Raw genomic sequence first — 23,157 nt, 5'->3', positions numbered from 1 at the left:
ATATGCCGTCGCTGATCTAAGCCTCTGGGGTGATTCTTTTTCAGGAGCTTCAGATCATGCGCACAGGGATGATTGCGCTTGCACTCGGGCTGTTATGCCTGCGTTGGCTTCCTGCACTGCCTTCGGTCGGGGTGTGGGTTGCGCTGATACTGCTTGGGCTGTGCTGTCTGCCGTCGCGGGCGTACCCCTTGGGGTGTTTCCTGCTGGGTTTTTGCTGGGCCTGTGTATCGGCGCAAGGCGCGCTGGATGATCGCCTGTCGCCAGAACTGGACGGCCGCACGCTGTGGGTGGAGGGGCGAGTGGTTGGCTTGCCTGAACACACGGCGCAGTCGGTGCGCTTTGAACTTGCCGAGGTCACCTCACGCCGCGCCCAGCTGCCTCAGCACTTGCGTCTGAGCTGGTATGGCGGGCCGCCTGTTAACAGCGGAGAGCGCTGGCGCCTTGCCGTCAGCCTCAAGCGTCCGGCGGGCCTGCTCAACCCTCATGCGGCCGATCAGGAAATGACCCTGTTGGCGCGTCGTATCGGCGCGACCGGCAGTGTCAAGGACGGTGAGCGCCTGGCGCCCGCGAGCATGGCCTGGCGCGACGCGATTCGACAACGGCTAATGGCGGTCGATGCCCAAGGGCGCGAAGGGGTACTGGCTGCCCTGGTGCTAGGCGATGGTAGTGGCCTGGCACGCGCTGACTGGCAGGCGTTGCAGGCCACCGGCACGGTACACCTGTTGGTGATCTCAGGGCAGCACATTGGTTTGCTGGCCGGGTTGGTCTATGCGGTGGTGGCGGGGCTGGCGCGTTTCGGGCTCTGGCCGCGTGCGCTGCCCTGGTTGCCCGCGGCCTGCTTGCTGGCGCTTGCCGCTGCGCTGGGGTACGGCCTGCTCGCCGGGTTTCAGGTGCCAGTGCGTCGAGCCTGCATCATGTTGGCGGTGGTGTTGCTCTGGCGTCTGCGTTTCCGTCATCTGGGGGTAACGCTGCCGTGGCTGCTGGCGCTCAATGCGGTATTGCTGATTGAACCGCTGGCCAGCCTGCAGCCGGGGTTCTGGTTGTCCTTTGGTGCTGTCGCGATCCTGATCTTCACCTTTAGCGGGCGGCTGGGTGCCTGGCGTGTCTGGCAGGCATGGACCCGGGCGCAATGGATGATCGCCTTGGGGTTGCTGCCATTCTTGCTGGTGCTTGGGTTGCCCGTGAGCCTCAGTGCGCCGCTGGCCAATCTGCTGGCGGTGCCCTGGATCAGTGTGCTGGTGTTGCCCGTCGCCCTGGCAGGGACGTTACTGCTGGGTGTGCCGGTTCTCGGTACAAGCCTGCTGTGGCTGGCAGGTGGTTTGCTCGATGTGCTGTTTGGTCTGCTCGGGCAGGTCGCCGATTGGCAGCCAGCGTGGGTGCCGGCCGCCTTGCCGTTATGGGCATGGCTGCTGGTCTGCCTTGGGGTGTTCCTGGTGTTGTTGCCCAAAGGGCTGCCGATGCGGGTATTGGGTTGGCCGGCTGTCCTGCTGGCGGCGTTTGCCCCGCGTGATGAGGTGCCAGAGGGGCAGTTGGACGTCTGGCAACTGGATGTAGGGCAGGGGCAGGCCTTCATTCTGCGTACCCGTCACCACACCCTGTTGTATGACGCGGGGCCGGCCATGGGGGAGGTCGATCTGGGGGAGCGCATCGTACTGCCTACGCTCCTTAAGCTGGGGGTGAGTACGCTCGACCTGATGTTGCTCAGTCATGCCGATGCCGACCACGCCGGAGGCGCGCTGGCGGTGAAGCGTGGTTTACCGGTTGCGCGGGTGCTGGCCGGTGAGGTGCAGAGGTTGCCCCAGGCCTTGCAGGCGCAGCCCTGTGTTGCCGGTGAACACTGGGAGTGGGATGGCGTACGCTTTTCTGTATGGCAATGGCACGATGCCGCCGACAGCAATCAAGGCTCATGCGTGTTGTGGGTCGAGGCGTCGGGTGAGCGTTTGCTGCTCACCGGGGACATCGATGCGGACGGTGAGCGCGCTTGGCTCCAGGCCGCGACAGCGCCCCACGTCGACTGGCTGCAGGCGCCCCATCATGGTAGCCGCAGCGCTTCCAGCCTGGCTTTTCTTGAGGCGTTGGCACCCAAGGGGGTCTTCATTTCGCGCGGGCGTTACAACGCCTTCGGCCATCCTCATCCCGAGGTGATGGCGCGTTTTGCGATGTTGGGTATCACGCCCTACGACAGCGCAGTGGAAGGTGCGCTGTCGCTGCGCTTGGGACGTTTTGACGAGCCTGAAGGGATACGCAGCCAGCGGCGCTTCTGGCGTTAGCCGACATGACGACCTGCGGGCGGTGGGAGCCCTATGGTAAAGTGGCGGACTTTTTCGAGGGGGTCGTTACTGTGTGGGAATTGGTCAAGTCTGGCGGTTGGATGATGCTGCCGATCATTCTGAGTTCCATCGCCGCCATGGCGATCGTCGCCGAGCGCCTGTGGACCCTGCGCGCCAGCCGCGTCACCCCGCCACACCTGCTGGGTCAGGTCTGGCGCTGGATTCAGGACAAGCAACTCAATAGCGAAAAGCTCAAGGCCTTGCGCGCCGATTCGCCACTGGGCGAGATCCTCGCCGCGGGCCTTGCGAACTCGCGGCACGGTCGCGAAATCATGAAAGAGTGCATTGAGGAAGCCGCTGCCCGGGTCATTCACGAGCTGGAGCGCTACATCAATGCACTGGGCACCATTGCGGCCATGGCACCACTGCTCGGCTTGCTGGGAACGGTGTTGGGCATGATCGATATCTTCAGCTCGTTCATGGGCACGGGCATGTCGGCCAACGCCTCGGTGCTGGCGGGCGGTATTTCCAAGGCGTTGATCACCACGGCGGCCGGCCTGATGGTGGGTATCCCTGCGGTCTTTTTCCACCGCTTCCTGCAGCGACGTATCGACGAGCTGGTAGTGGGTATGGAGCAAGAAGCAATCAAGCTGGTCGAAGTGGTTCAGGGCGACCGTGATGTTGATCTGGCCGAGGGCAGGGCGTGAAATTCCGGCGCAAGCCACGGGAGACCGTGGACATCAACCTGGCCTCACTCATCGATGTGGTGTTCATCCTCCTGCTGTTCTTTGTGGTCACCACCACCTTCACGCGTGAAACCCAGTTGCGCGTCGAGTTGCCGGAGGCGGTCAGTGGTACGCCGGCCCCGGAGTCGGAGCTCAAGCAGCTGGAAATCACCATCAGTGCTGAGGGCGTGTACTCGCTGAACAATAACCTGCTGCCCAAGAGTGATCTGGCGACGCTGATCGATGCCTTGCAAAAAGAGTCGGGTGGGGACACCCGCCTGCCGTTGTCGATCAGCGCTGATGGCAAGACGCCGCATCAGGCGGTGGTCACCGCGATGGATGCGGCGGGCAAGCTGGGCTTCAGCCAGTTACGCATGACCACGGTCGAGGCGGCGCCGGGGAATCCTTGATGGCCTTTGCCGATCGATTGCTCAAGGCCTGGTATGCCGGGCATCCGGCCCTTGGCTTGTTGCGGCCGCTGGAAGCCCTCTACCGGCGCGTGGTGTTGCGCAAGCGCCAGCGTTTTCTGGCCGGTGAGAGCAGCAGTTACCGTGCCCCGGTACCGGTGGTGGTAGTGGGTAATATCACCGTCGGCGGTACCGGCAAGACCCCCCTGATTCTTTGGCTGATCGAACACTGCCGCCGCCAGGGGCTGCGTGTCGGTGTGGTGAGCCGCGGCTATGGCGCCACACCGCCGCAGCTCCCCTGGCGCGTGCGTGCCGACCAGTCTGCTGCTCAGGCGGGCGATGAGCCGTTGTTGATCGTCCAGCGTAGCGGTGTGCCGCTGATGATCGATCCCGACCGGTCGCGCGCGGTCCAGGCGTTGTTGGCTGCCGAGCCGCTGGACCTCATCCTCAGTGATGACGGTTTGCAGCATTATCGGCTGGCCCGCGATCTGGAACTGGTGCTGATCGATGCTGCACGCGGCCTGGGCAATCGTCGCTGCCTGCCGGCGGGCCCACTGCGTGAGCCGGTCGAGCGCCTGCATGAGGTCGATGCGGTACTGTTCAATGGTGCTGCGGCCGACAGTGACGAAGGCTATGCCTTTGGGCTTGAGCCGACCGCGCTGGTCAATGTTCGCAGTGGCGAGCGTCGTGGCGTCGAGCATTTTCCGCCTGGTCAGGCCGTGCATGCGGTGGCCGGGATCGGCAATCCGCAGCGTTTCTTCAATACCTTGCAGGGGCTAAACTGGCGACCAGAGCCACATCCCTTTGCCGATCATGCGGTCTATAGCGCCGAGGCCTTGAACTTTACGCCGTCCTTGCCGCTGGTGATGACCGAAAAGGATGCGGTGAAATGCCGTGCCTTCGCCGCTGCCGACTGGTGGTACCTTGCTGTAGATGCGGTGCCTTCGCCGTCCTTCGCCCGCTGGTTCGACGGCCAACTGGCGCGTTTGCTGCCCGGGCATCGGCAACCCTGAACCTTTTCTTTTTCCGGCCACAGGCCTGAGGAATTTCCATGGACACCAAATTGCTCGATATCCTTGCTTGCCCGATCACCAAGGGCCCGCTCAAGCTCAGCGCTGACAAGACCGAGCTGATCAGCAAGGGCGCCGGTCTTGCCTACCCGATTCGCGACGGTATCCCGGTCATGCTGGAGAGCGAAGCGCGCACCCTGACCGACGAAGAGCGCCTGGAAAAATGAGTCAAGCGTTCACGGTTGTGATTCCGGCCCGTTTGCGTTCCACCCGGCTGCCGGGCAAACCGCTGCTGCTGATTGCCGGCAAGCCGATGATCCAGCATGTCTGGGAGCAGGCGCGCAAGAGCAGCGCGGCACGGGTGGTCGTGGCCACCGATGATGCCGAGATCTTCAAGGCCTGTGAGGCCTTTGGCGCTGAAGTGCTGATGACCCGTGAGGATCATGACTCGGGTACCGACCGTCTGGCCGAAGTGGCGACCCAGTTGGGCCTGCCTGCCGACGCGATCGTGGTCAACGTGCAGGGCGACGAGCCCCTGATTCCGCCCGTGATCATCGATCAGGTGGCGGCTAACCTGGCCGCTCACCCGGAGGCCGGTATCGCTACCCTGGCCGAACCGATTACCGAGGTCGAGGCCTTGTTCAATCCGAATGCGGTCAAGGTGGTCAGTGATTGCAACGGTCTGGCCCTGACCTTCAGTCGTGCCCCGTTGCCATTTGCCCGTGATGCCTTTGCGCAGAGCCGCGATCAGCTTCCGCCGGGTGTTCCGTATCGCCGACACATTGGCATGTATGCCTACCGTGCCGGTTTCCTGCAGGACTTCGTCGGCTGGGGGCCGTGCTGGTTGGAGAAAACCGAGTCGCTTGAGCAGTTGCGGGCGCTTTGGAACGGTGTGCGTATCCATGTGGCCGATGCCCTGGAGGCCCCGCCGGTGGGGGTTGATACCCCTGAAGATCTTGAGCGCGTGCGGCGCTTGCTGGAGGCTTGATGCGGGTTCTTTTTGTCTGCCTGGGCAACATCTGCCGCTCGCCGACCGCTGAGGGTGTTTTGCGCCATCAGTTGAAGGAGGCGGGCCTGGCTGAGGTGATCGAGGTGGCATCGGCCGGAACTGGTTACTGGCATGTCGGCAACCCTCCAGACAGCCGTACCCGGCGTGCGGCTCAGTTGCGTGGCTATGATCTGTCCCAGCAGCGTGCGCAGCAGGTCAGTGTCGCCGACTTCGAGCGTTACGACCTGATCCTGGCGATGGATAACAGTAATCTGGGGCACTTGCAGGCGATGCGTCCAGCGCAGGCCAAGGCAGAGCTGGACCTGTTTCTGCGGCGCTTCGAGGGTGCTGTCGATGAAGTACCAGACCCTTACTACGGTGGCGAGCAGGGCTTTGAGCGGGTGCTCGACCTGATCGAGAGCGCCTGTCGGGGGCTGGTTGTCGAGTTGAAGGGGCGTTTATGAGCGTACAGGTGCTATCAGGTGTTTCGCTCAAGCCTTACAACACCTTTGGTATTGATGTGCGTGCAGCGCATTTTGCCGAAGCGCACACCGATGCGGAGGTGCGTGAGGTATTGGCCCATGCGGCTGCGCAGCAGTGGCCGGTGCTGGTGATTGGGGGCGGCAGCAACCTGTTGCTCACGGCCAATATCGACGCGTTGGTACTGCGCATGGCCAGCAAGGGGGTGCGGATTCTCGCCGATGACGGGCAGCGGGTCATCGTGGAGGCCGAGGCTGGTGAGCCGTGGCATGCGTTTGTCCAGTGGACCCTGGCGCAGGGGCTATCGGGGCTTGAAAACCTCAGCCTTATTCCGGGTACGGTCGGTGCTGCGCCGATGCAGAACATCGGTGCTTACGGCGTAGAGATCAAGGATGTATTTGTCGGGCTGACTGCGTTGGATCGTCAGACCGGTGAACTGCATGAGTTTGCCCTTGAAGACTGTGCATTTGCCTACCGTGACAGCCTGTTCAAGCGTAATCCCGGGCGTTGGTTGATCCTGCGTGTGCGCTTTGCGCTGAGCCGGGTCATGCACTTGCATCTGGACTATGGGCCAGTGCGTCAGCGCTTGAGCGAGCAGGGTATCGAACAGCCAACGGCGCAGAATGTCAGCGATGCGATTTGCAGCATTCGCCGGGAAAAACTGCCGGACCCTGCTGAATTGGGCAATGCGGGAAGTTTCTTCAAGAACCCAGTGGTGTCTGCTGCGTTGGCTGAGCATATTCGTCAGGCTCATCCAGGGCTTGTGGCATACCCTCAGGCAGATGGTCGGGTGAAGTTGGCGGCGGGCTGGTTGATCGAACTGGCCGGCTGGAAAGGCTATCGTGATGGCGATGCTGGAGTTCACCGACTTCAGGCATTGGTGCTGGTCAATTACGGTCAGGCCAGTGGCGCACAGCTTCATCGGCTGGCACAGAAGATCCAGGTCGATATCCTTGAGCGTTTTGGTGTCGAACTGGAGATGGAGCCTAATCTGTACTGAGTGTGGCGCAGCCGCCGTGTGCGGTGTCGCGGTGAGTCCGAGTTGAGTTTCAAGCCAATAAAAAAGCCCCGCCAGCGTTAGCTGGCGGGGCTTTTTTTCAGCCGTTGGAATCAGGCGAGCGGTTTAGGCTCTTCTGTGGTTTCCAGGGCTTTTGGGCTTTGCTCGGTCACTTCTTCTGCCGTTACGACAGCTTCGGTGGACGGTTGCTCAGCTTGTGCGGGGGCTTCTACTGGGGCCTCGACGGCTGCAGCAGGTGCCTCTGCGGCTTTAGCGGCTGCCGCGGCTGCAGCAGCTTCAGCTTCGCGCTTGCGACGACGCACTTCGCGTGGGTCGTTTGGTGCGCGGCCACTGCTTGGTAGCGGCAGGGCAGGTGCTTCGGCGGCGACTACCGGCTCGGCAGCGGGTGCTTCAACCACAACCGGAGCAGGTGCTTCGACTGCAGGCTCGGCCTCCTTGGCAGCAGCGATCGGGGCCTCGACCACAACTTCAGCTGGGGCTGAGGTGACTTCCACCACCGGAGCTGCGCCGGGTTCAACGGCTTCGACAGGTGCCGCAGGCTGTTCGGCGGCAGGGGCAATGTCGACCACGGCAGATTCAACTACTGCAGCTTCAACTACCGCAGGTGCGGCTTCTACCGGTGCTGCTTCGACTGCAGGTGCAGCCTCTGCGACGACCTCGGTAGCGGCTACAGGTGCTTCGACAGCAGCGGTAGCGTTTTCAGCTTGCTGGTTGGCCTGTGCTTCGGCTTCAGCGCTGATGGCTGCGCCTGCAGCAACGACAACGCCCGCTGCCTGTTCGGCACTCGACTCTTCAGCCGCTTCTTCGCTGCCTTCAACGACGTTGCCATTGGCATCACGTTGACGTTCACGACGGTTGCTACGGCGACGCTGACCGCGAGAGCGGCGACGTGGGCGCTCGCCATCGGCGCCTTCGGCTTCTTCTTGCAGCAGCTCTTCGTTTGGCAGTTGCTCTTCGGTCGCTTCGGCAGCAACCTCGGCAGGACGTGGCTGACGCTCTTCACGTGGTGGGCGCGGTTGGCGCTCTTCGCGTGGTGCACGTTCTTCGCGTGGTGCACGCTCTTCACGTGGCGCGCGTTCTTCACGCGGTGCACGCTCTTCGCGTGGAGCGCGTTCTTCGCGGGCTACGCGTTCTTCACGAGGGGCGCGCTCAGGACGCTCTTCGCGTACGGCCGGTGCGGCGGCAGCAGCCGGTGCAGTGGCATCCAGGGGCTCGCGCAGTTCACGAACGCGTTCGTCACGGCGACGCTCTTCACGCGGTGGGCGTGGTTGGCGCTCTTCGCGCGGCGGGCGTGGTGCGCGTTCTTCGCGGGCCGGGGTTTCTTCACGGGCTTCGCGCGGCTGACGCTCTTCGCGTGGGGCACGCTCGGCGCGTTCTTCACGTGGCTTGCGCTCTTCGTCACGACGACCGTTGCGGCTGCGGCTCTGCTGACGACCGCTACGGCGCTCTTCGTTGCGCTGTGGGCGTTCGGCGGCCGGCTTCTCGGTGACAACCGGTGCGGCGGCAGGCGTTTCCTTGCTGGCGAACAGGCTCACCAGTGACTTGACCAGGCCTTTGAACAGGCTTGGCTCCGGCGCAACGTGCACGGGGGCGGCAGGCTGTTCTGGTGCGGCAGGTACCGGTGCATTGGCGCGGGCCGGTGCAGTCTTGACCGCAGCTTCCTGGCGAACCAGGGTGCGAGTCGCGGCAACTGGCTGGACTTCTTCGGTCTCGGTGGCGGCGATTTCGTAGCTGGACTGGCCGCTCAGCGCTTCTGGATTGTCATCGCGCAGGCGCTGCACTTCGAAGTGCGGGGTTTCAAGGTGATCATTTGGCAGGATCACGATGCGTGCACGGGTACGCAGTTCGATTTTGGTGATCGAGTTGCGTTTTTCGTTGAGCAGGAACGCTGCGACCGGAATCGGCACTTGGGCGCGCACTTCAGCAGTGCGGTCCTTCAGGGCTTCTTCTTCGATCAGGCGCAGGATGGCCAGCGACAGGGATTCGACGTCACGGATGATGCCGGTGCCGCTGCAGCGTGGGCAGACGATGCCGCTGCTCTCGCCCAGAGATGGGCGCAGGCGTTGGCGGGACATTTCCAGCAGGCCGAAACGCGAGATGCGGCCAACCTGAACGCGTGCGCGGTCGGCTTCCAGGCATTCACGTACCTTCTCTTCGACGGCGCGCTGGTTTTTCGCCGGCGTCATGTCGATGAAGTCGATGACGATCAGGCCACCAATGTCGCGCAGGCGCAGCTGGCGAGCGATTTCTTCGGCTGCTTCCAGGTTGGTCTGCAGCGCGGTCTCCTCGATGTCGCTACCTTTGGTGGCGCGCGCCGAGTTGATGTCGATGGAGACCAGGGCTTCGGTTGGATCGATGACGATCGAGCCGCCCGACGGCAGTTCGACCACGCGCTGGAAGGCGGTTTCGATCTGGCTTTCGATCTGGAAACGATTGAACAGCGGGACGCTGTCTTCGTAGAGCTTGATCTTGCTGGCGTACTGCGGCATCACCTGACGGATGAAGGTCAGGGCTTCTTCCTGGGCGTCGATGCTGTCGATCAGTACTTCGCCGATGTCCTGGCGCAGGTAGTCGCGGATGGCACGAATGATGACATTGCTTTCCTGGTAGATCAGGAAAGGAGCCGCGCGGTCCAGGGAGGCTTCCTTGATTGCAGTCCAGAGCTGCAGCAGGTAGTCCAGGTCCCATTGCATCTCTTCGCTGCTGCGGCCCAGGCCGGCAGTGCGAACGATCAGGCCCATGTCGGCAGGGGCGACCAGGCCATTGAGGGCTTCGCGCAGTTCGTTGCGCTCTTCGCCTTCGATGCGGCGCGAGATGCCACCGGCACGCGGGTTGTTCGGCATCAGTACCAGGTAGCGGCCAGCCAGGCTGATGAAGGTGGTCAGGGCGGCGCCCTTGTTGCCACGCTCTTCTTTCTCGACCTGGACGATGACTTCCTGGCCTTCGCTCAATACTTCCTTGATGTTGACGCGGCCTTCTGGGGCCTTCTTGAAGTATTCGCGGGAAATTTCTTTCAGTGGCAGGAAGCCATGGCGCTCAGAACCGAAGTCGACAAATGCGGCTTCGAGGCTGGGTTCGATCCGGGTAATCCGGCCTTTATAGATGTTGGCTTTCTTCTGCTCGCGAGCGCCGGACTCGATATCCAGGTCGTAGAGACGTTGGCCGTCCACCAGAGCAACACGCAACTCTTCGGGTTGAGTTGCGTTAATCAGCATTCTTTTCATGTAGTACCGTCGGTTTCCGGGCTGCCGGAAACGGCGTTCGGCACACACGACTTCTCACGGTCGGTGTCAGGGTGCGTCAGGGGTGGCGGGCCACTCCCGTGTCTAGCGAGATTCGGCCTGACTGGAATCCAGTGCTGCCGAAGTCGCGACGACGCGTCCTGCTAGCTGTGGTGTCAAATGCACTCAGTCAGGAGGAGGAATCAGCCTTCGGCCATGGACGCCACGGGGGCATCTTGATCAAGAACGGGTCTGGACGAGTGGGCCCGTAGAGGCCTGTCGACCGGACGCATTACTACACGGTCCGACGGTTGTGCATCTCCACCCTACACGTATCCCTGATAATTCGGGTGCTGCCGCGCGCTGAATCCGCAACGGGTTGCATTTATCGCCGGCTCCGTACGGGAGCCCGCGCATTTATGGCTAAGGCTTGTATTTCCGAAGCGTTCGCCATAACTGCGCGGAAGCGATTGCACTGACGGAGTGGCATCGAAAAAAACGTGAAGGGAGGGTAATGCACCGCTCTTTTTGTTTTTTATCGGTCTTCTCTCGTCTGCGCTGGTGGCTATTCCAGGCATTTTGTAAACTGGCAAACACCCCGTCGGACGGCCTCGCGTCCTCAAGAATTGCGTAGGTCAGGGCCGGCTCAAAGCCATTGGTCCGCTGGCCAGCCGCTTTTGGCGGCGTTCGCGACTATAGCAGCAATCATTAAGTGCTTCAAATCCATAAAAAATTGTTATGATGCGCAAATGACGACCAATACCCCTCCGACCCCCGGCGTTCAGCTGATTGAGGTCGCGCCGGAACTTGCCGGCCAACGTATCGACAATTTTCTTATCACTGCACTCAAGGGCGTTCCCAAGACCTTGATTTACCGCATTTTGCGTAAAGGCGAAGTGCGGGTTAACAAGGGGCGGATCAAGCCTGAGTACAAATTGCAGGCGGGCGATGTGGTGCGCGTGCCGCCCGTTCGTCTGCCCGAGCGCGACGAGCCGGCGCCGGTTGCCCAGGGTTTGCTGCAGCGCCTGGAAGCGGCCATTGTCTACGAAGACAAGGCACTGATCGTGCTGAACAAGCCTGCCGGGATCGCCGTGCATGGTGGCAGCGGCCTGAGCTTCGGTGTCATTGAAGCCTTCCGTCAGTTGCGCCCCGATGCCAAGGAGCTGGAGCTGGTCCACCGCCTCGATCGGGATACCTCTGGCCTGCTGATGATCGCCAAGAAGCGCAGCATGCTGCGCCACCTGCACGCGGCCTTGCGCGGTGACGGCGTAGACAAGCGCTATATGGCGCTGGTGCGCGGTCATTGGGCGACGGCCAAGAAGCAGGTCAGCGCGCCGTTGCTCAAGAGCAACCTGCGCTCCGGTGAGCGGATGGTCGAGGTGAACCCTGAAGGCAAGGAGGCGTTGACGCTGTTCCGTGTTCTGCGCCGTTTCGGTGAGTTCGCCACGATGGTCGAGGCGCGTCCGGTGACGGGGCGTACTCACCAGATCCGGGTGCATGCCTTGCATGCCGGGCATTGCATTGCTGGCGACAGCAAGTATGGCGATGAAGACTTCACTCGCGAGATCCGTGAGCTGGGTGGCAAGCGCTTGTTCCTGCATGCCTATGCCTTGAATGTGCCGATGCCTGATGGCGGCGTGCTCAAGCTTGAGGCGCCGGTGGATGACATGTGGTCCAAGACTGTGGAGCGTCTGAGTGCGTCGTGAGTACGACCTGCTGATCTTCGATTGGGACGGCACGCTGACCGACTCGATCGGGCGTATTGTCGAGGCGATGCACCTGGCGGCAGATCGTGGCGGCCACCCGCGCAGCGAAGTCGAGGCGGTCAAGGGGATTATCGGCCTGGCCTTGCCTGAGGCGATCAGCACGCTGTATCCGCAGCTTGATGCGTCGGCGGTGGCGGCGTTCCGGCAGCACTATGCTGACGTTTACATGGCGCTGGATCAGCAGCCATCGCCGTTGTACGACGGGGTTGTCGAGGCGCTTGAGGCGTTTCGCGCGGATGGCTATCGGCTGGCGGTTGCGACCGGAAAGGCGCGTCGCGGCCTTGATCGGGTGCTCCAGGCCAATGGCTGGGAGCATTTCTTCGATATCACCCGTGCCGCTGACGAGACCCGGGGCAAGCCCCATCCCTTGATGTTGGAAGAGATTCTCGCGCATTGTGGTGTCGAGCCTGCGCGTGCGCTGATGGTCGGGGATTCGGCGTTTGACCTGTTGATGGCGCGCAATGCAGGTGTGCATTCGGTTGCGGTCGGTCATGGTGCGATGTCGCTGGAGGTGTTGCGCGCCTATGAGCCTCGGCTGTCCATCGATCATTTTTCTCAGTTGCAGGATTGGCTGGGCCTTGCTGGCGCGCCGGTCGGCTGTGACGGTATCCCAGGGTAGGTGAGCATGGCTGATGAATGGAAAGCGCCCAGCGCTGAAAAGAATGAAGAGCAGAAAAGCTGGCAGTTGCTTGAAAAAACGCTGCTGGCCGGCGTGCAGGAGCAGCGGCGCGCCAGGCGCTGGGGCATCTTTTTCAAGCTGTTGACCTTCGCTTATCTGTTTGGCGCCCTGATGCTGTTCACGCCGTTGATGGATGTCGAGAAGGCGGCGGCTCGTGGCTCCAGTCATACCGCGCTGATCGAAGTGCGTGGCATGATCGCTGATCAGGAGCCTGCCAGTGCCGACAACATAGTCGGTAGCTTGCGTGCGGCGTTTGAAGATCCCAAGACCAAGGGCGTGATCCTGCGCATTAACAGCCCGGGCGGCAGCCCGGTGCAGTCTGGGTACATTTATGACGAGATTCTTCGTCTGCGTGCGCAGTACCCGGCGATCAAGGTGTACGCCGTCATCAGTGACCTGGGGGCGTCTGGTGCCTATTACATCGCCAGTGCGGCTGATCAGATTTATGCCGACAAGGCCAGCCTGGTAGGGTCGATTGGTGTGACTGCTGCAGGTTATGGCTTTGTCGGAACCATGGAGAAGCTGGGTGTTGAGCGCCGTACCTACACGGCCGGCGAGCACAAGGCATTCCTGGATCCGTTCCAGCCGCAGAAGCCTGAAGAAACCAGGTTCTGGCAGGGTGTGCTGGAGACCACTCATCGGCAGTTCATTGCCAGCGTCAAGCAGGGGCGAGGTGAGCGACTCAAGGATAAAGAGCATCCAGAGTTGTTCAGCGGCCTGATCTGGTCGGGCGAGCAGGCGGTGAAGTTGGGGCTGGTGGACGGCCTTGGCAGTGCCAGTTATGTCGCGCGCGATGTGATCGGCGAGAAAAACCTGGTGGACTTTACGATTGAAGAGTCGCCGTTTGATCGCTTCTCCAAGCGCCTGGGGGCCAGTGTTGCCGAGCATTTGGCAATGTGGATGGGTTTTCAGGGGCCGACGCTGCGCTGATCGTGTCGCGGTGTTGCGTGTTTAGGCAGAAGCCGACCTGAGGGTCGGCTTTTTTGCGCCTCAAGGAATGGTGACGCCTTCCTTGAGCAGCATGTCCACCAGGCGAATCAGCGGCAGGCCCACCAGGCTGGTTGCGTCGACGCCGTGGGTGCTTTGAAACAGGCTGACGCCCAGGCCTTCGGCCTTGAAGCTGCCGGCGCAGTCATAGGGTTGTTCGGTGCGCAGGTAGCGCTCGATGCGTGGCAGATCCAGTTCGCGCATGTTGACCGTGAAAGGCACGCAGTCAACCTGAGCGTGGCCAGTGCTGCTGTTGAGCAGGGCAAGCCCGGTGAGGAAGGTGACATGATTGCCGCTGGCTGCCAGCAGCTGTTCGCAGGCCTTGTCGAAAGTGTGCGGCTTGCCGAGAATCTGCTCGCCCAGTACCGCGACCTGGTCGGAACCGATGATCAGGTGGTTGGCGTGGGTGGTGGCCAGCGCTTCGGCTTTTTCCAGTGCCAGGCGCTTCACCAGCTCTACGGCGGGCTCTTCATCCAGGCGTCGCTCGTCAATGTCCGGGGCGGCCCAATTGAAGGGGAGTTGCAGGCGCGCCAGCAATTCGCGCCGGTAGGGTGAGCTTGAAGCCAGTAATAAAGGCAGCATGATGAACTCCTGAGCGGGTTCGCCAATTCTAACATGAGCCATGGGGCCTAATTTCCTTTGACAGGGGCGGGGGGCATCCCTAGAATGCTGCGCCTATGTTGAATGACCCGATTCCACCTCACGTTGACCCGCGCAAATTGGCAGATCGTGGCGTTTCCCTTGAAGGGAAAGTGCTGCTGGCCGATTTGGAGAGACTCTGCGACCCGCTTTCCGACAATGTCGGTATGGTGCAGGCGAAATTCGATTTTGAGCGAGACGAGCAGAAGACAGTGGTTATACACACTGACCTCAACGTCGAAGTCAAAATGGTTTGCCAGCGTTGTCTTGAGCTGGTTACCCTGCCGATCCATAGCGAATGTACTTACGCTGTGGTGAAGGAGGGTTCGAATACCCAGTCGTTACCGAAAGGTTATGACGTGCTGGAACTGGGCGAAGATCCATTGGATCTGCAGGCATTGATCGAGGAGGAGCTTTTGCTCGCCTTGCCCATTGTGCCTGCTCATCATCCGGAAGAATGCCAGCAGCCGGCGGGCGCCGATGAGCCCGAGCCGAGCGAGGACGAGGTAACGCGGTCCAACCCGTTCAGTGTATTGGCGCAGTTAAAGCGTGACCCAAACGTTTAGGAGTTAATCAATTATGGCTGTTCAGCAGAACAAAAAATCCCGCTCTGCCCGTGACATGCGCCGTTCGCACGACGCCCTCGAGGCCAGCGCTCTGTCCGTAGAAAAAACCACCGGTGAAGTTCACCTGCGCCACCACGTATCGCCAGAAGGCGTATACCGTGGTCGTAAAGTGATCGACAAGGGCGCTGACGAGTAATCCTTGTCCGCTCAGATCATCGCGATCGACGCAATGGGCGGGGACTTCGGTCCCCGCAGCATTGTTCAGGCGAGCATTGCTTGCCTTTCGGCTACCCCCTCGCTGCACCTGACCCTCGTTGGTCAACCCTCCCTCCTTGAAGATTTGATCGCTGGCCAGTCGGCAGCGGATCGCTCGCGTCTGCAGATTGTTGCGGCCAGTGAAGTGATCGGCATGGATGAGCGGCCTTCGCAGGCGTTGCGTGGCAAGCCGGATTCGTCCATGCGCGTCGCCCTTGAATTATTGCGTGATGGCAAGGTTCAGGCCTGCGTGAGTGCTGGCAATACCGGTGCGCTGATGGCGCTGTCGCGTTATGTGCTGAAAACGCTGCCAGGTGTTGATCGCCCGGCGATGGTGGCAGCCATTCCTACGCAGGCAGGCTACTGTCAGTTGCTTGATTTGGGGGCCAATGTCGATTGCAGTGCCGAGCACCTTTATCAGTTTGCAGTGATGGGCTCGGTGGCGGCTCAGGCGCTGGGTGTCTATCGTCCGCGCGTGGCGCTGCTCAACATAGGCACTGAAGACATCAAGGGTAATCAGCAGGTCAAGCTGGCTGCCAGCCTGTTGCAGAATGCCAAGGGCTTGAACTACATCGGCTTCGTCGAGGGTGATGGCTTGTACCGTGGTGAGGCTGATGTCGTGGTCTGCGACGGTTTTGTCGGCAATATCCTGCTCAAATCCAGTGAAGGCCTGGCAACCATGATCGGTGCGCGTATTCAGGCGCTGTTCCGTGAGGGGGTGTTTGCTCGCGTGGCAGGTGCCATGGCCATGCCATTGCTCAAGCGCTTGCAGGCCGATCTTGCGCCAGCGCGACACAATGGTGCGAGCTTTCTGGGGTTGCAGGGTATTGTTATCAAAAGCCATGGTTCTGCGGGCGTTCAGGGGTTTCAGAGTGCTATTCAGCGTGCACTGATCGAAATCCAGGAAGATCTGCCGCAGCGCTTGCATGGGCGTCTTGAGGATCTGTTGCTTTAGGCATATCGGCAAGGAAGTGGTTAAATGTGACCGCTTGGTTCTCGTTACCATCCAATTTTCAGTTTCTTGCGATCAGTCCTGCGACTGTTCGCTCAATTTTCGACGACAAGATCATTAGGGGCTTGTTCAATGTCTGCATCCCTCGCATTCGTCTTTCCGGGTCAAGGTTCGCAGTCCCTCGGCATGCTGGCCGAGCTGGGCGCCCAGTACCCACTGGTCATCGATACCTTCCGCGAGGCCTCCGAGGCTCTGGGTTATGATCTCTGGGCACTGACCCAGCAGGGCCCGGAAGAGCAACTCAATCAAACTGACAAAACTCAGCCGGCTATCCTGACCGCTTCGATCGCCCTGTGGCGCCTGTGGTTGGCGGAGGGTGGTGCTCGCCCTGCGTTCGTCGCCGGTCACAGCCTGGGCGAATACAGCGCCCTGGTGGCCGCGGGTAGCTTGTCCCTCGGCGATGCCGTGAAACTGGTCGAGCGTCGCGGTCAGCTGATGCAGGAGGCCGTACCGGCCGGGCAGGGCGCCATGGCTGCGGTCTTGGGCCTGGATGATGCGGATGTCATCGCTGTGTGCGCTGAAGCGGCACAGGGTGACGTCGTCAGCGCGGTCAACTTCAACTCGCCTGGCCAGGTCGTCATCGCCGGTTCGAAGGCCGCTGTCGAGCGCGCAATCGAAGGGTGCAAGGCGCGTGGCGCCAAGCGTGCCTTGCCACTGCCGGTCAGCGTGCCGTCGCACTGTGAACTGATGCGCCCGGCTGCTGAACGGTTCGCTGAATCGGTTGCTGCCATCGATTGGCAGGCGCCGCAGATTCCGGTCGTGCAGAACGTCAACGCGACGGTCTCTGCTGATCTGGACACGCTCAAGCGCGACTTGCTGGAGCAGTTGTTCAAGCCAGTGCGCTGGGTTGAATGCGTTCAGTACCTCGCAGCACAAGGCGCTACCTCGCTGGTCGAGTGCGGCCCAGGCAAGGTCCTGGCTGGTTTGAACAAGCGCTGCGCTGACGGTGTGACCACCTATAACCTCAATACCCCAGACGCTGTCGCCGCCACCCGTGCGGCGCTGGCCTGAAATTAGGAGAAGCTTGCATGAGCCTGCAAGGTAAAGTTGCACTGGTGACTGGTGCCAGCCGTGGCATTGGCCAGGCCATCGCCCTGGAGTTGGGTCGCCTGGGCGCTACGGTCATCGGTACGGCCACCTCGGCTGCTGGTGCCGAGCGCATCGCTGCGACCCTCAAGGAGCACGGTATCGCGGGTACCGGCCTTGAGCTGAACGTCACCAGTGATGAGTCGGTTACCGCCACCCTGGCCGCGATTCAGGAGCAGTTCGGTGCGCCGACGATCCTGGTCAACAACGCCGGTATCACCCGCGACAACCTGATGCTGCGGATGAAGGATGATGAGTGGTTCGATGTTATCGATACCAACCTCAACAGCCTGTACCGTCTGTCCAAGGGCGTGCTGCGCGGCATGACCAAGGCGCGCTGGGGTCGTATCATCAGCATCGGTTCGGTAGTCGGTGCCATGGGTAACGTCGGTCAGGTCAACTATGCAGCTGCCAAAGCTGGCCTGGAAGGCTTCAGCCGTGCGCTGGCGCGTGAAGTGGGCTCCCGTGCGATCACCGTCAACTCGGTGGCGCCTGGTTTCATCGACACTGACATGACGCGCGAGCTGCCAGAAGCGCAGCGCGAAGCCCTGCAGACCCAGATTCCTCTGGGGCGTCTGGGACAAGCCGAGGAAATCGCCAAAGTCGTGGCTTTCCTGGCGTCCGAGGGTGCAGGTTATGTCACCGGTGCAACCATTCCGGTCAACGGCGGGATGTACATGTAAGGCAAATGTGACGGATTGCTTCAAAAAAATGTCATACGTGGCGTGTAAAATCCGTTATAAAGCTGCAACCAAATTCTAGTCAGCGGTTGGGTGTGACGTTCGAGAAGCGCTTGGCGCTTGAAAAGCCAAACTCTTTCTATACACTTACACCCCGGCCAGCTGCCTGACATATGTCCATTAGGAGTGAAAACAAGGTATGAGCACCATCGAAGAACGCGTCAAGAAAATCGTCGCCGAGCAACTGGGCGTTAAAGAAGAAGAAGTAGTGAACACTGCTTCCTTCGTCGAAGATCTGGGTGCCGATTCCCTTGACACCGTTGAGCTGGTGATGGCTCTGGAAGAGGAATTCGAGACCGAAATCCCTGACGAAGAAGCCGAGAAGATCACTACTGTTCAAGCAGCTATCGACTACGTCACCAGCCACCAGGCTTAAGACGTTGTAGTCGTCGCTTCTTGTCATGGAAAAACCGCACTGCCTTCACTGGCGTGCGGTTTTTTCTTTGCGAGAGATGTAGACCTTAGAAAAAGGAGAGTGCTGTGTCGCGTAGACGCGTCGTGGTCACCGGTATGGGTATGCTGTCGCCACTGGGTACGGACGTGCCGAGCAGTTGGCAGGGCATTCTGGCTGGCCGCAGTGGCATTGGTCTGATCGAACATACAGACCTTTCTGCTTACTCCACCCGTTTTGGCGGCTCGGTAAAGGGCTTCGAGGTTGAGCAGTACCTGTCGGTCAAGGAAGCTCGCAAACTCGACCTTTTTATCCAGTACGGCCTGGCGGCCGGTTTTCAGGCAGTGCGTAATGCTGGCCTGGAAGTGACCGATGCCAACCGTGAGCGTATCGGCGTGGCCATGGGTTCGGGCATCGGTGGCCTGACCAATATCGAAGAAACCAGCCGCACCTTGCATGAGCAGGGGCCTCGGCGTATTTCGCCGTTCTTCGTGCCAGGCTCGATCATCAACATGATTTCCGGCTTCCTGTCGATCCACCTGGGCGTACAGGGGCCTAACTACGCCATTGCCACGGCATGCACGACCGGTACGCATTGCATTGGCATGGCCGCACGCAATATCGCCTTTGGCGAAGCCGATGTGATGATTGCCGGTGGTGCTGAAATGGCTGCGTGTGGCTTGGGTATGGGGGGCTTTGGCGCTTCTCGTGCGCTGTCGACCCGCAACGACGAGCCGACCCGTGCCAGTCGTCCATGGGACAAGGGCCGTGATGGCTTTGTTCTGGCCGACGGCGCCGGTGCGCTGGTGCTTGAAGAGCTGGAGCACGCTAAGGCCCGTGGTGCGACCATTTATGCCGAGCTGGTAGGTTTCGGTATGAGCGGCGACGCGTATCACATGACCTCGCCACCGGAAACCGGTGCCGGTGCTGCACGCTGCATGGCCAATGCCCTGCGTGATGCTCGCCTCGACCCGAGCGAAGTCAGCTACATCAACGCCCATGGCACGTCGACTTCGGCGGGTGACCTGGCGGAAGCATCGGCGATCAAGTCGGTGTTTGGTGAGCATGCGTACAAGCTGGCGGTCAGTTCCACCAAGTCCATGACCGGTCACCTGCTGGGCGCTGCCGGGGCTGTGGAAGCGATCTTCAGCGTGCTGTCGATCAACGGCCAGGTGGCTCCACCGACCATCAACCTCGATGAGCCGGACGAAGGGTGTGACCTGGACTTCGTGCCGCATCAGGCGCGTGAAATGTCGATCGATGTGGTGTTGTCCAACTCCTTCGGTTTTGGCGGTACCAACGGCTCGCTGGTGTTCCGCCGGTTCGCTGGTTGATGCAAAGCTGGGTCGATGGTCAGCCGGCCGATACCCTGGCACTGCAAAGTCGAGGGTTGGCCTACGGCGATGGTCTGTTTGAGACCATCGCGGTCAAGGCCGGCAGGCCATCATTGTTCGAGTATCACCTCGAACGCTTGGCGCTGGGTTGCCAGCGCCTTGCGATTAACGCCGATCTGGCACTGATTCGCGATGAGTTGAGCCGTTACGCCAGCCTGCTGGGCGAGGGCGTGCTCAAGCTCATTCTGACCCGGGGTGACAGTCAGCGTGGCTATGCGCCCGCCGCTGGCGTGCCGCCGCGGCGTATCTTGCAGGGCAATCCGCCAGCGGCTTACCCCGCTGGCAATGCCGAGCATGGTGTGAAGCTGTTCGAATGCCGTACCCGCCTGGCGGAACAGCCGCTGTTGGCGGGGCTCAAGCACCTCAATCGTCTTGAGCAGGTATTGGCCCGTTCCGAGTGGCAGGATCCCGACTATGCCGAAGGGTTGATGCGTGACATCACCGGCCGCGTGGTCGAAGGGGTCTACAGCAATCTGTTTCTGGTCAGGGATGGCGTGTTGTTGACTGCCGACCTCAGCCGTTGCGGGGTTGCCGGGGTCATGCGTGCGGCGCTGATGGTCGAGGCTGCGCGCCTCGGGATCGACGTTCGTGTCGGCGACCTGGCCCTTGAGGATCTTGCGCGAGCCGATGAGGTCTTTCTCTGTAACAGTGTTTACGGTATCTGGCCGGTGTGCTCGTGTGGATCGATGAACTGGTCGTCGGGCCCGGTCACCCGTAAACTGCAGGCCATTGCCCGTACGTTACTGGATGCCTGATTTGTGAGACGTAAATTCTTGGTACTGCTGGAGATCGGCCTGATCCTGGGTGGCCTGCTGTTGGGGTACTCCGCCTGGAAGTTGAACTCGGCCCTTCAGCAGCCGCTGCATGTGTCCCAGGAGCAGTTGCTCGATGTGCCGACCGGTACGACGCCCAATCGCATGTTCTACCGTATGCAAACGGATGGCTTGCTCAAGGATGCTTTCTGGTTACGCCTGTACTGGCGTTTCAATATGGTCGGTGTGCCGCTGCACACAGGCGAGTATCGTCTCAGCCCAGGCATGAGCGTGCGCGAGCTTTTCGAGCTGTGGCGTCGCGGTGAGGTGGTGCAGTACAACCTGACGCTGGTTGAAGGCTGGAACTTCCGTCAGGTGCGCGCCGCTTTGGCCAAGCACGAAAAAATCGAACAGACGCTTAACGGTCTGAGCGACAGCGAGGTCATGGAAAAGCTCGGGCACGCTGGTGTGTTTCCGGAGGGGCGCTTTTTCCCGGATACCTACCGCTTTGTGCGCGGCATGACCGATGTCGAGTTCCTCCAGCAAGCGTATGCGCGCCTGGAAGAGGTGCTGGCTCAGGAGTGGAATGCCCGTGCCCCTGAAACCCCTTATCGCGATCCTTATCAGGCGCTGATCATGGCTTCGCTGGTGGAAAAGGAAACCGGCGTTCCTCAGGAACGTGCCCAGATCGCGGGTGTATTTGTGCGACGCATGCAAATCGGCATGTTGCTGCAGACGGACCCAACGGTGATTTATGGCATGGGCGAGCGCTACAACGGCAAGATCACCCGTGCTGACCTGCGCGAGCCGACCCCTTACAACACCTATGTGAATGCGGGCTTGCCGCCGACGCCAATTGCCATGGTGGGGCGTGAGGCGATTCATGCGGCGTTGAACCCATTGCCTGGCAGCAGCCTGTACTTCGTGGCGCGTGGCGATGGCAGTCATGTCTTCTCCGATGACCTGGACGCGCACAATTCGGCGGTGCGTGAGTATCAGCTCAAGCGTCGCGCCGATTATCGCTCGAGCCCGGCACCGCAAGCCCAACAGTCGACACCCGATGACATGGTCGTCGAACCGAGCGAGTCTTCGACAGCGGTCGATGAGTCCTCCCGTACTGATCAAAATTAAGGACTGCCTGTGAGCGGCTTGTTTATTACCCTGGAAGGCCCTGAAGGTGCGGGCAAGAGCACCAACCGCGAGTACCTGGCCGAGCACCTGCGCAGCCAGGGCGTGGACGTGCTGCTGACCCGGGAGCCGGGTGGCACGCCGCTGGCGGAGCGTATTCGCGAGCTGTTGCTGGCGCCCAGTGAAGAGCTGATGCACCCCGATACCGAGCTGTTGTTGGTCTTCGCTGCGCGTGCCCAGCACCTGGCCGAAGTGATCCGCCCGGCATTGGCACGGGGCACCGTCGTGCTTTGTGATCGCTTCACGGATGCGACCTACGCTTATCAGGGTGGCGGTCGCGGCTTGTCGCTAGAGCGCATTGCCACGCTTGAGCAGTTCGTTCAGGGTGAGTTGCGCCCTGACCTGACCCTGGTGTTCGATCTGCCGGTGGAGGTTGGCCTGGCGCGCGCTGCCGCGCGTGGCCGTCTCGACCGCTTCGAGCAGGAGGGGCAGGCGTTTTTCGAGGCTGTGCGTCAGGCTTATCTGGCGCGTGCCGAGGCCACGCCTGCGCGTTATCGCCTGATCGATGCCGCCTTGCCGCTGGAGCAGGTGCAGCGTGCCATTGATGCCTTGCTGCCTGAAATCCTGGAGCGTTGCCGTGGCTGAGGCCTACCCTTGGCAGGACGCGCTGTGGCAACAGTTGGCAGGGCGTACGCAGCATGCTCATGCCTACCTGCTGCACGGTCCTCAGGGCATCGGCAAGCGGGCGTTGGCCGAGCGCCTGATGGCCTTGCTGTTGTGCCAGCGTCCCAAGGGGCTGCAGGCCTGCGGTGAGTGCAAGTCATGCCTGTTGCTGGCGGCTGGCAGCCATCCGGACAACTATGTCCTGGAGCCGGAAGATACCGACAAGCCGATCAAGGTCGATCAGGTGCGTGACCTGGTGTCGTTCATCGTCCAGACTGCCCAGTTGGGTGGTCGCAAGGTGGTGCTGATCGAGCCGGTAGAAGCGATGAACATCAATGCGGCCAACGCCCTGCTCAAGAGCCTTGAGGAGCCGTCCGGCGATACCGTGTTGTTGTTGGTGAGCCACCAGCCCAGCCGGCTGCTGCCGACCATCAAGAGCCGCTGCCTGCAGCAAGCTTGCCCGTTACCGGGTTTCGAGCAGAGCCTGGCCTGGCTCGGCAAGGCGTTGCCCGACAGTGACGAGCAAGAGCGCCTGGAGTTGTTGACCTTGGCTGCGGGCTCGCCGCTGGCGGCTGTCAGCTTGCAGGCACAGGGCGTGCGCGAGCAGCGTGCGCTGGTGGTCGACGGGGTGAAGAAGTTGCTCAAGCAACAGTCGTCGCCCAGCCAGCTTGCCGAGGCCTGGAGCGCGGTGCCGCTGCTGTTGCTGTTCGACTGGTTTTGCGACTGGTCCAACCTGGTCCTGCGCTACCAGTTGACCCAGGATGAGGAGGGGCTTGGCCTCGCCGACATGCGCAAGGTGGTGCAGTACCTTGCGCAAAAAAGCAGCCAGGGCAAGGTGCTGGAAATTCAGGACTGGATTCTTGCCCAGCGCCAGAAGGTGCTGGCCAAAGCCAACCTTAACCGCGTGTTGCTGCTCGAGTCCTTGCTGGCCTCATGGGCGATGCTTACGGCTCAGCGCTGAGCGCCGATTTTTCAATTAC

At 61.2% G+C, this 23,157-nt stretch carries 24 protein-coding genes; 22 read left to right on the top strand and 2 right to left on the bottom strand.

The window, feature by feature from the left end:
* Positions 1–56 precede the first annotated feature (56 nt).
* The 8 genes from ACZ9H3_RS08885 to murB all read left to right on the top strand — a co-directional run bounded on the left by ACZ9H3_RS08885 (position 57) and on the right by murB (position 6,880).
* On the top strand, positions 57–2,270 hold the full coding sequence (locus ACZ9H3_RS08885) for a DNA internalization-related competence protein ComEC/Rec2 (RefSeq protein WP_476220405.1): 2,214 nt from the start codon (positions 57–59) through the stop codon (positions 2,268–2,270).
* A 71-nt stretch (positions 2,271–2,341) separates the two neighbouring features.
* Complete coding sequence (locus ACZ9H3_RS08880) at positions 2,342–2,977, top strand: MotA/TolQ/ExbB proton channel family protein (protein ID WP_177442416.1); 636 nt, start codon at positions 2,342–2,344, stop codon at positions 2,975–2,977.
* A complete protein-coding gene (locus tag ACZ9H3_RS08875; RefSeq protein ID WP_065761466.1) occupies positions 2,974–3,405 on the top strand; it encodes an ExbD/TolR family protein in 432 nt (143 codons plus the stop codon). Before ACZ9H3_RS08880 ends, ACZ9H3_RS08875 begins: the two co-directional genes overlap by 4 nt.
* On the top strand, positions 3,405–4,415 hold the full coding sequence (gene lpxK, locus ACZ9H3_RS08870) for a tetraacyldisaccharide 4'-kinase (protein WP_476220403.1): 1,011 nt from the start codon (positions 3,405–3,407) through the stop codon (positions 4,413–4,415). The genes ACZ9H3_RS08875 and lpxK overlap by 1 nt, the downstream gene beginning before the upstream one ends.
* 38 nt (positions 4,416–4,453) lie before the next feature.
* The gene (locus tag ACZ9H3_RS08865) at positions 4,454–4,639 is read left to right on the top strand and encodes a Trm112 family protein (protein ID WP_065761464.1); all 186 of its coding nucleotides are present in this window, start codon (positions 4,454–4,456) and stop codon (positions 4,637–4,639) included.
* Positions 4,636–5,400 (top strand): 3-deoxy-manno-octulosonate cytidylyltransferase, encoded by a 765-nt coding sequence (gene kdsB, locus ACZ9H3_RS08860; protein WP_099775461.1) that lies wholly within the window; start codon positions 4,636–4,638, stop codon positions 5,398–5,400. The genes ACZ9H3_RS08865 and kdsB overlap by 4 nt, the downstream gene beginning before the upstream one ends.
* Positions 5,400–5,864, top strand: a complete 465-nt coding sequence (locus ACZ9H3_RS08855) for a low molecular weight protein-tyrosine-phosphatase (protein WP_476220400.1) — start codon at positions 5,400–5,402, stop codon at positions 5,862–5,864. The genes kdsB and ACZ9H3_RS08855 overlap by 1 nt, the downstream gene beginning before the upstream one ends.
* The gene (murB, locus tag ACZ9H3_RS08850; protein WP_099775459.1) at positions 5,861–6,880 is read left to right on the top strand and encodes a UDP-N-acetylmuramate dehydrogenase; all 1,020 of its coding nucleotides are present in this window, start codon (positions 5,861–5,863) and stop codon (positions 6,878–6,880) included. The genes ACZ9H3_RS08855 and murB overlap by 4 nt, the downstream gene beginning before the upstream one ends.
* A 110-nt stretch (positions 6,881–6,990) precedes the next feature.
* On the opposite strand, the gene rne is transcribed toward murB, so the two are convergent.
* Positions 6,991–10,122: a ribonuclease E gene (rne, locus tag ACZ9H3_RS08845; RefSeq protein WP_102053576.1), complete on the bottom strand. Its 3,132-nt coding sequence runs from the start codon at positions 10,120–10,122 to the stop codon at positions 6,991–6,993.
* Between the two features lie 746 nt (positions 10,123–10,868).
* Between rne and rluC the strand changes: the two genes are divergently transcribed.
* The 3 genes from rluC to ACZ9H3_RS08830 are packed head-to-tail and all read left to right on the top strand — an operon-like array spanning position 10,869 to position 13,494.
* Positions 10,869–11,825 carry a 23S rRNA pseudouridine(955/2504/2580) synthase RluC gene (gene rluC, locus ACZ9H3_RS08840; protein ID WP_065761306.1) on the top strand — a complete coding sequence of 319 codons (957 nt, stop codon included), beginning with the start codon at positions 10,869–10,871 and terminating at the stop codon, positions 11,823–11,825.
* Positions 11,815–12,504, top strand: a complete 690-nt coding sequence (locus tag ACZ9H3_RS08835; protein WP_476220397.1) for an HAD family hydrolase — start codon at positions 11,815–11,817, stop codon at positions 12,502–12,504. The genes rluC and ACZ9H3_RS08835 overlap by 11 nt, the downstream gene beginning before the upstream one ends.
* Before the next feature lie 6 nt (positions 12,505–12,510).
* Positions 12,511–13,494 (top strand): S49 family peptidase, encoded by a 984-nt coding sequence (locus ACZ9H3_RS08830; protein ID WP_102053577.1) that lies wholly within the window; start codon positions 12,511–12,513, stop codon positions 13,492–13,494.
* Positions 13,495–13,554: 60 nt separating this feature from the next.
* Here ACZ9H3_RS08830 and ACZ9H3_RS08825 read toward each other — a convergent pair whose 3' ends face one another.
* Positions 13,555–14,133 (bottom strand): Maf family protein, encoded by a 579-nt coding sequence (locus ACZ9H3_RS08825; protein WP_065761309.1) that lies wholly within the window; start codon positions 14,131–14,133, stop codon positions 13,555–13,557.
* Positions 14,134–14,228: 95 nt separating this feature from the next.
* Between ACZ9H3_RS08825 and ACZ9H3_RS08820 the strand changes: the two genes are divergently transcribed.
* The 11 genes from ACZ9H3_RS08820 (at position 14,229) to ACZ9H3_RS08770 (ending at position 23,138) form a co-directional block, all read left to right on the top strand.
* The gene (locus ACZ9H3_RS08820; protein WP_065761310.1) at positions 14,229–14,756 is read left to right on the top strand and encodes a YceD family protein; all 528 of its coding nucleotides are present in this window, start codon (positions 14,229–14,231) and stop codon (positions 14,754–14,756) included.
* Between the two features lie 13 nt (positions 14,757–14,769).
* Complete coding sequence (gene rpmF / locus ACZ9H3_RS08815; RefSeq protein ID WP_010447173.1) at positions 14,770–14,952, top strand: 50S ribosomal protein L32; 183 nt, start codon at positions 14,770–14,772, stop codon at positions 14,950–14,952.
* Positions 14,953–14,955: 3 nt separating this feature from the next.
* Positions 14,956–15,966 carry a phosphate acyltransferase PlsX gene (plsX, locus tag ACZ9H3_RS08810; RefSeq protein ID WP_083199879.1) on the top strand — a complete coding sequence of 337 codons (1,011 nt, stop codon included), beginning with the start codon at positions 14,956–14,958 and terminating at the stop codon, positions 15,964–15,966.
* A gap of 129 nt (positions 15,967–16,095) precedes the next feature.
* Complete coding sequence (gene fabD / locus ACZ9H3_RS08805; RefSeq protein WP_065761311.1) at positions 16,096–17,034, top strand: ACP S-malonyltransferase; 939 nt, start codon at positions 16,096–16,098, stop codon at positions 17,032–17,034.
* Between the two features lie 17 nt (positions 17,035–17,051).
* Positions 17,052–17,792 carry a 3-oxoacyl-ACP reductase FabG gene (gene fabG / locus ACZ9H3_RS08800; protein WP_065761312.1) on the top strand — a complete coding sequence of 247 codons (741 nt, stop codon included), beginning with the start codon at positions 17,052–17,054 and terminating at the stop codon, positions 17,790–17,792.
* Between the two features lie 196 nt (positions 17,793–17,988).
* Positions 17,989–18,225: an acyl carrier protein gene (acpP, locus tag ACZ9H3_RS08795; RefSeq protein ID WP_003175607.1), complete on the top strand. Its 237-nt coding sequence runs from the start codon at positions 17,989–17,991 to the stop codon at positions 18,223–18,225.
* A 104-nt stretch (positions 18,226–18,329) separates the two neighbouring features.
* Complete coding sequence (gene fabF / locus ACZ9H3_RS08790; protein ID WP_099775455.1) at positions 18,330–19,574, top strand: beta-ketoacyl-ACP synthase II; 1,245 nt, start codon at positions 18,330–18,332, stop codon at positions 19,572–19,574.
* Positions 19,574–20,389: an aminodeoxychorismate lyase gene (gene pabC, locus ACZ9H3_RS08785; RefSeq protein ID WP_065761314.1), complete on the top strand. Its 816-nt coding sequence runs from the start codon at positions 19,574–19,576 to the stop codon at positions 20,387–20,389. The genes fabF and pabC overlap by 1 nt, the downstream gene beginning before the upstream one ends.
* A 3-nt stretch (positions 20,390–20,392) precedes the next feature.
* Positions 20,393–21,517, top strand: a complete 1,125-nt coding sequence (mltG, locus tag ACZ9H3_RS08780; RefSeq protein WP_065761315.1) for an endolytic transglycosylase MltG — start codon at positions 20,393–20,395, stop codon at positions 21,515–21,517.
* 9 nt (positions 21,518–21,526) lie between these two features.
* A complete protein-coding gene (gene tmk, locus ACZ9H3_RS08775; RefSeq protein WP_065761316.1) occupies positions 21,527–22,159 on the top strand; it encodes a dTMP kinase in 633 nt (210 codons plus the stop codon).
* A complete protein-coding gene (locus ACZ9H3_RS08770) occupies positions 22,152–23,138 on the top strand; it encodes a DNA polymerase III subunit delta' (RefSeq protein WP_409278759.1) in 987 nt (328 codons plus the stop codon). Before tmk ends, ACZ9H3_RS08770 begins: the two co-directional genes overlap by 8 nt.
* Positions 23,139–23,157 lie beyond the last annotated feature (19 nt).

The sequence above is a fragment of the Pseudomonas sp. TE3910 genome (genome assembly GCF_056279025.1).
The sequence above is the reverse complement of the archived record's forward strand: the minus strand, read 5'-3'. Positions and strand labels throughout refer to the sequence as shown.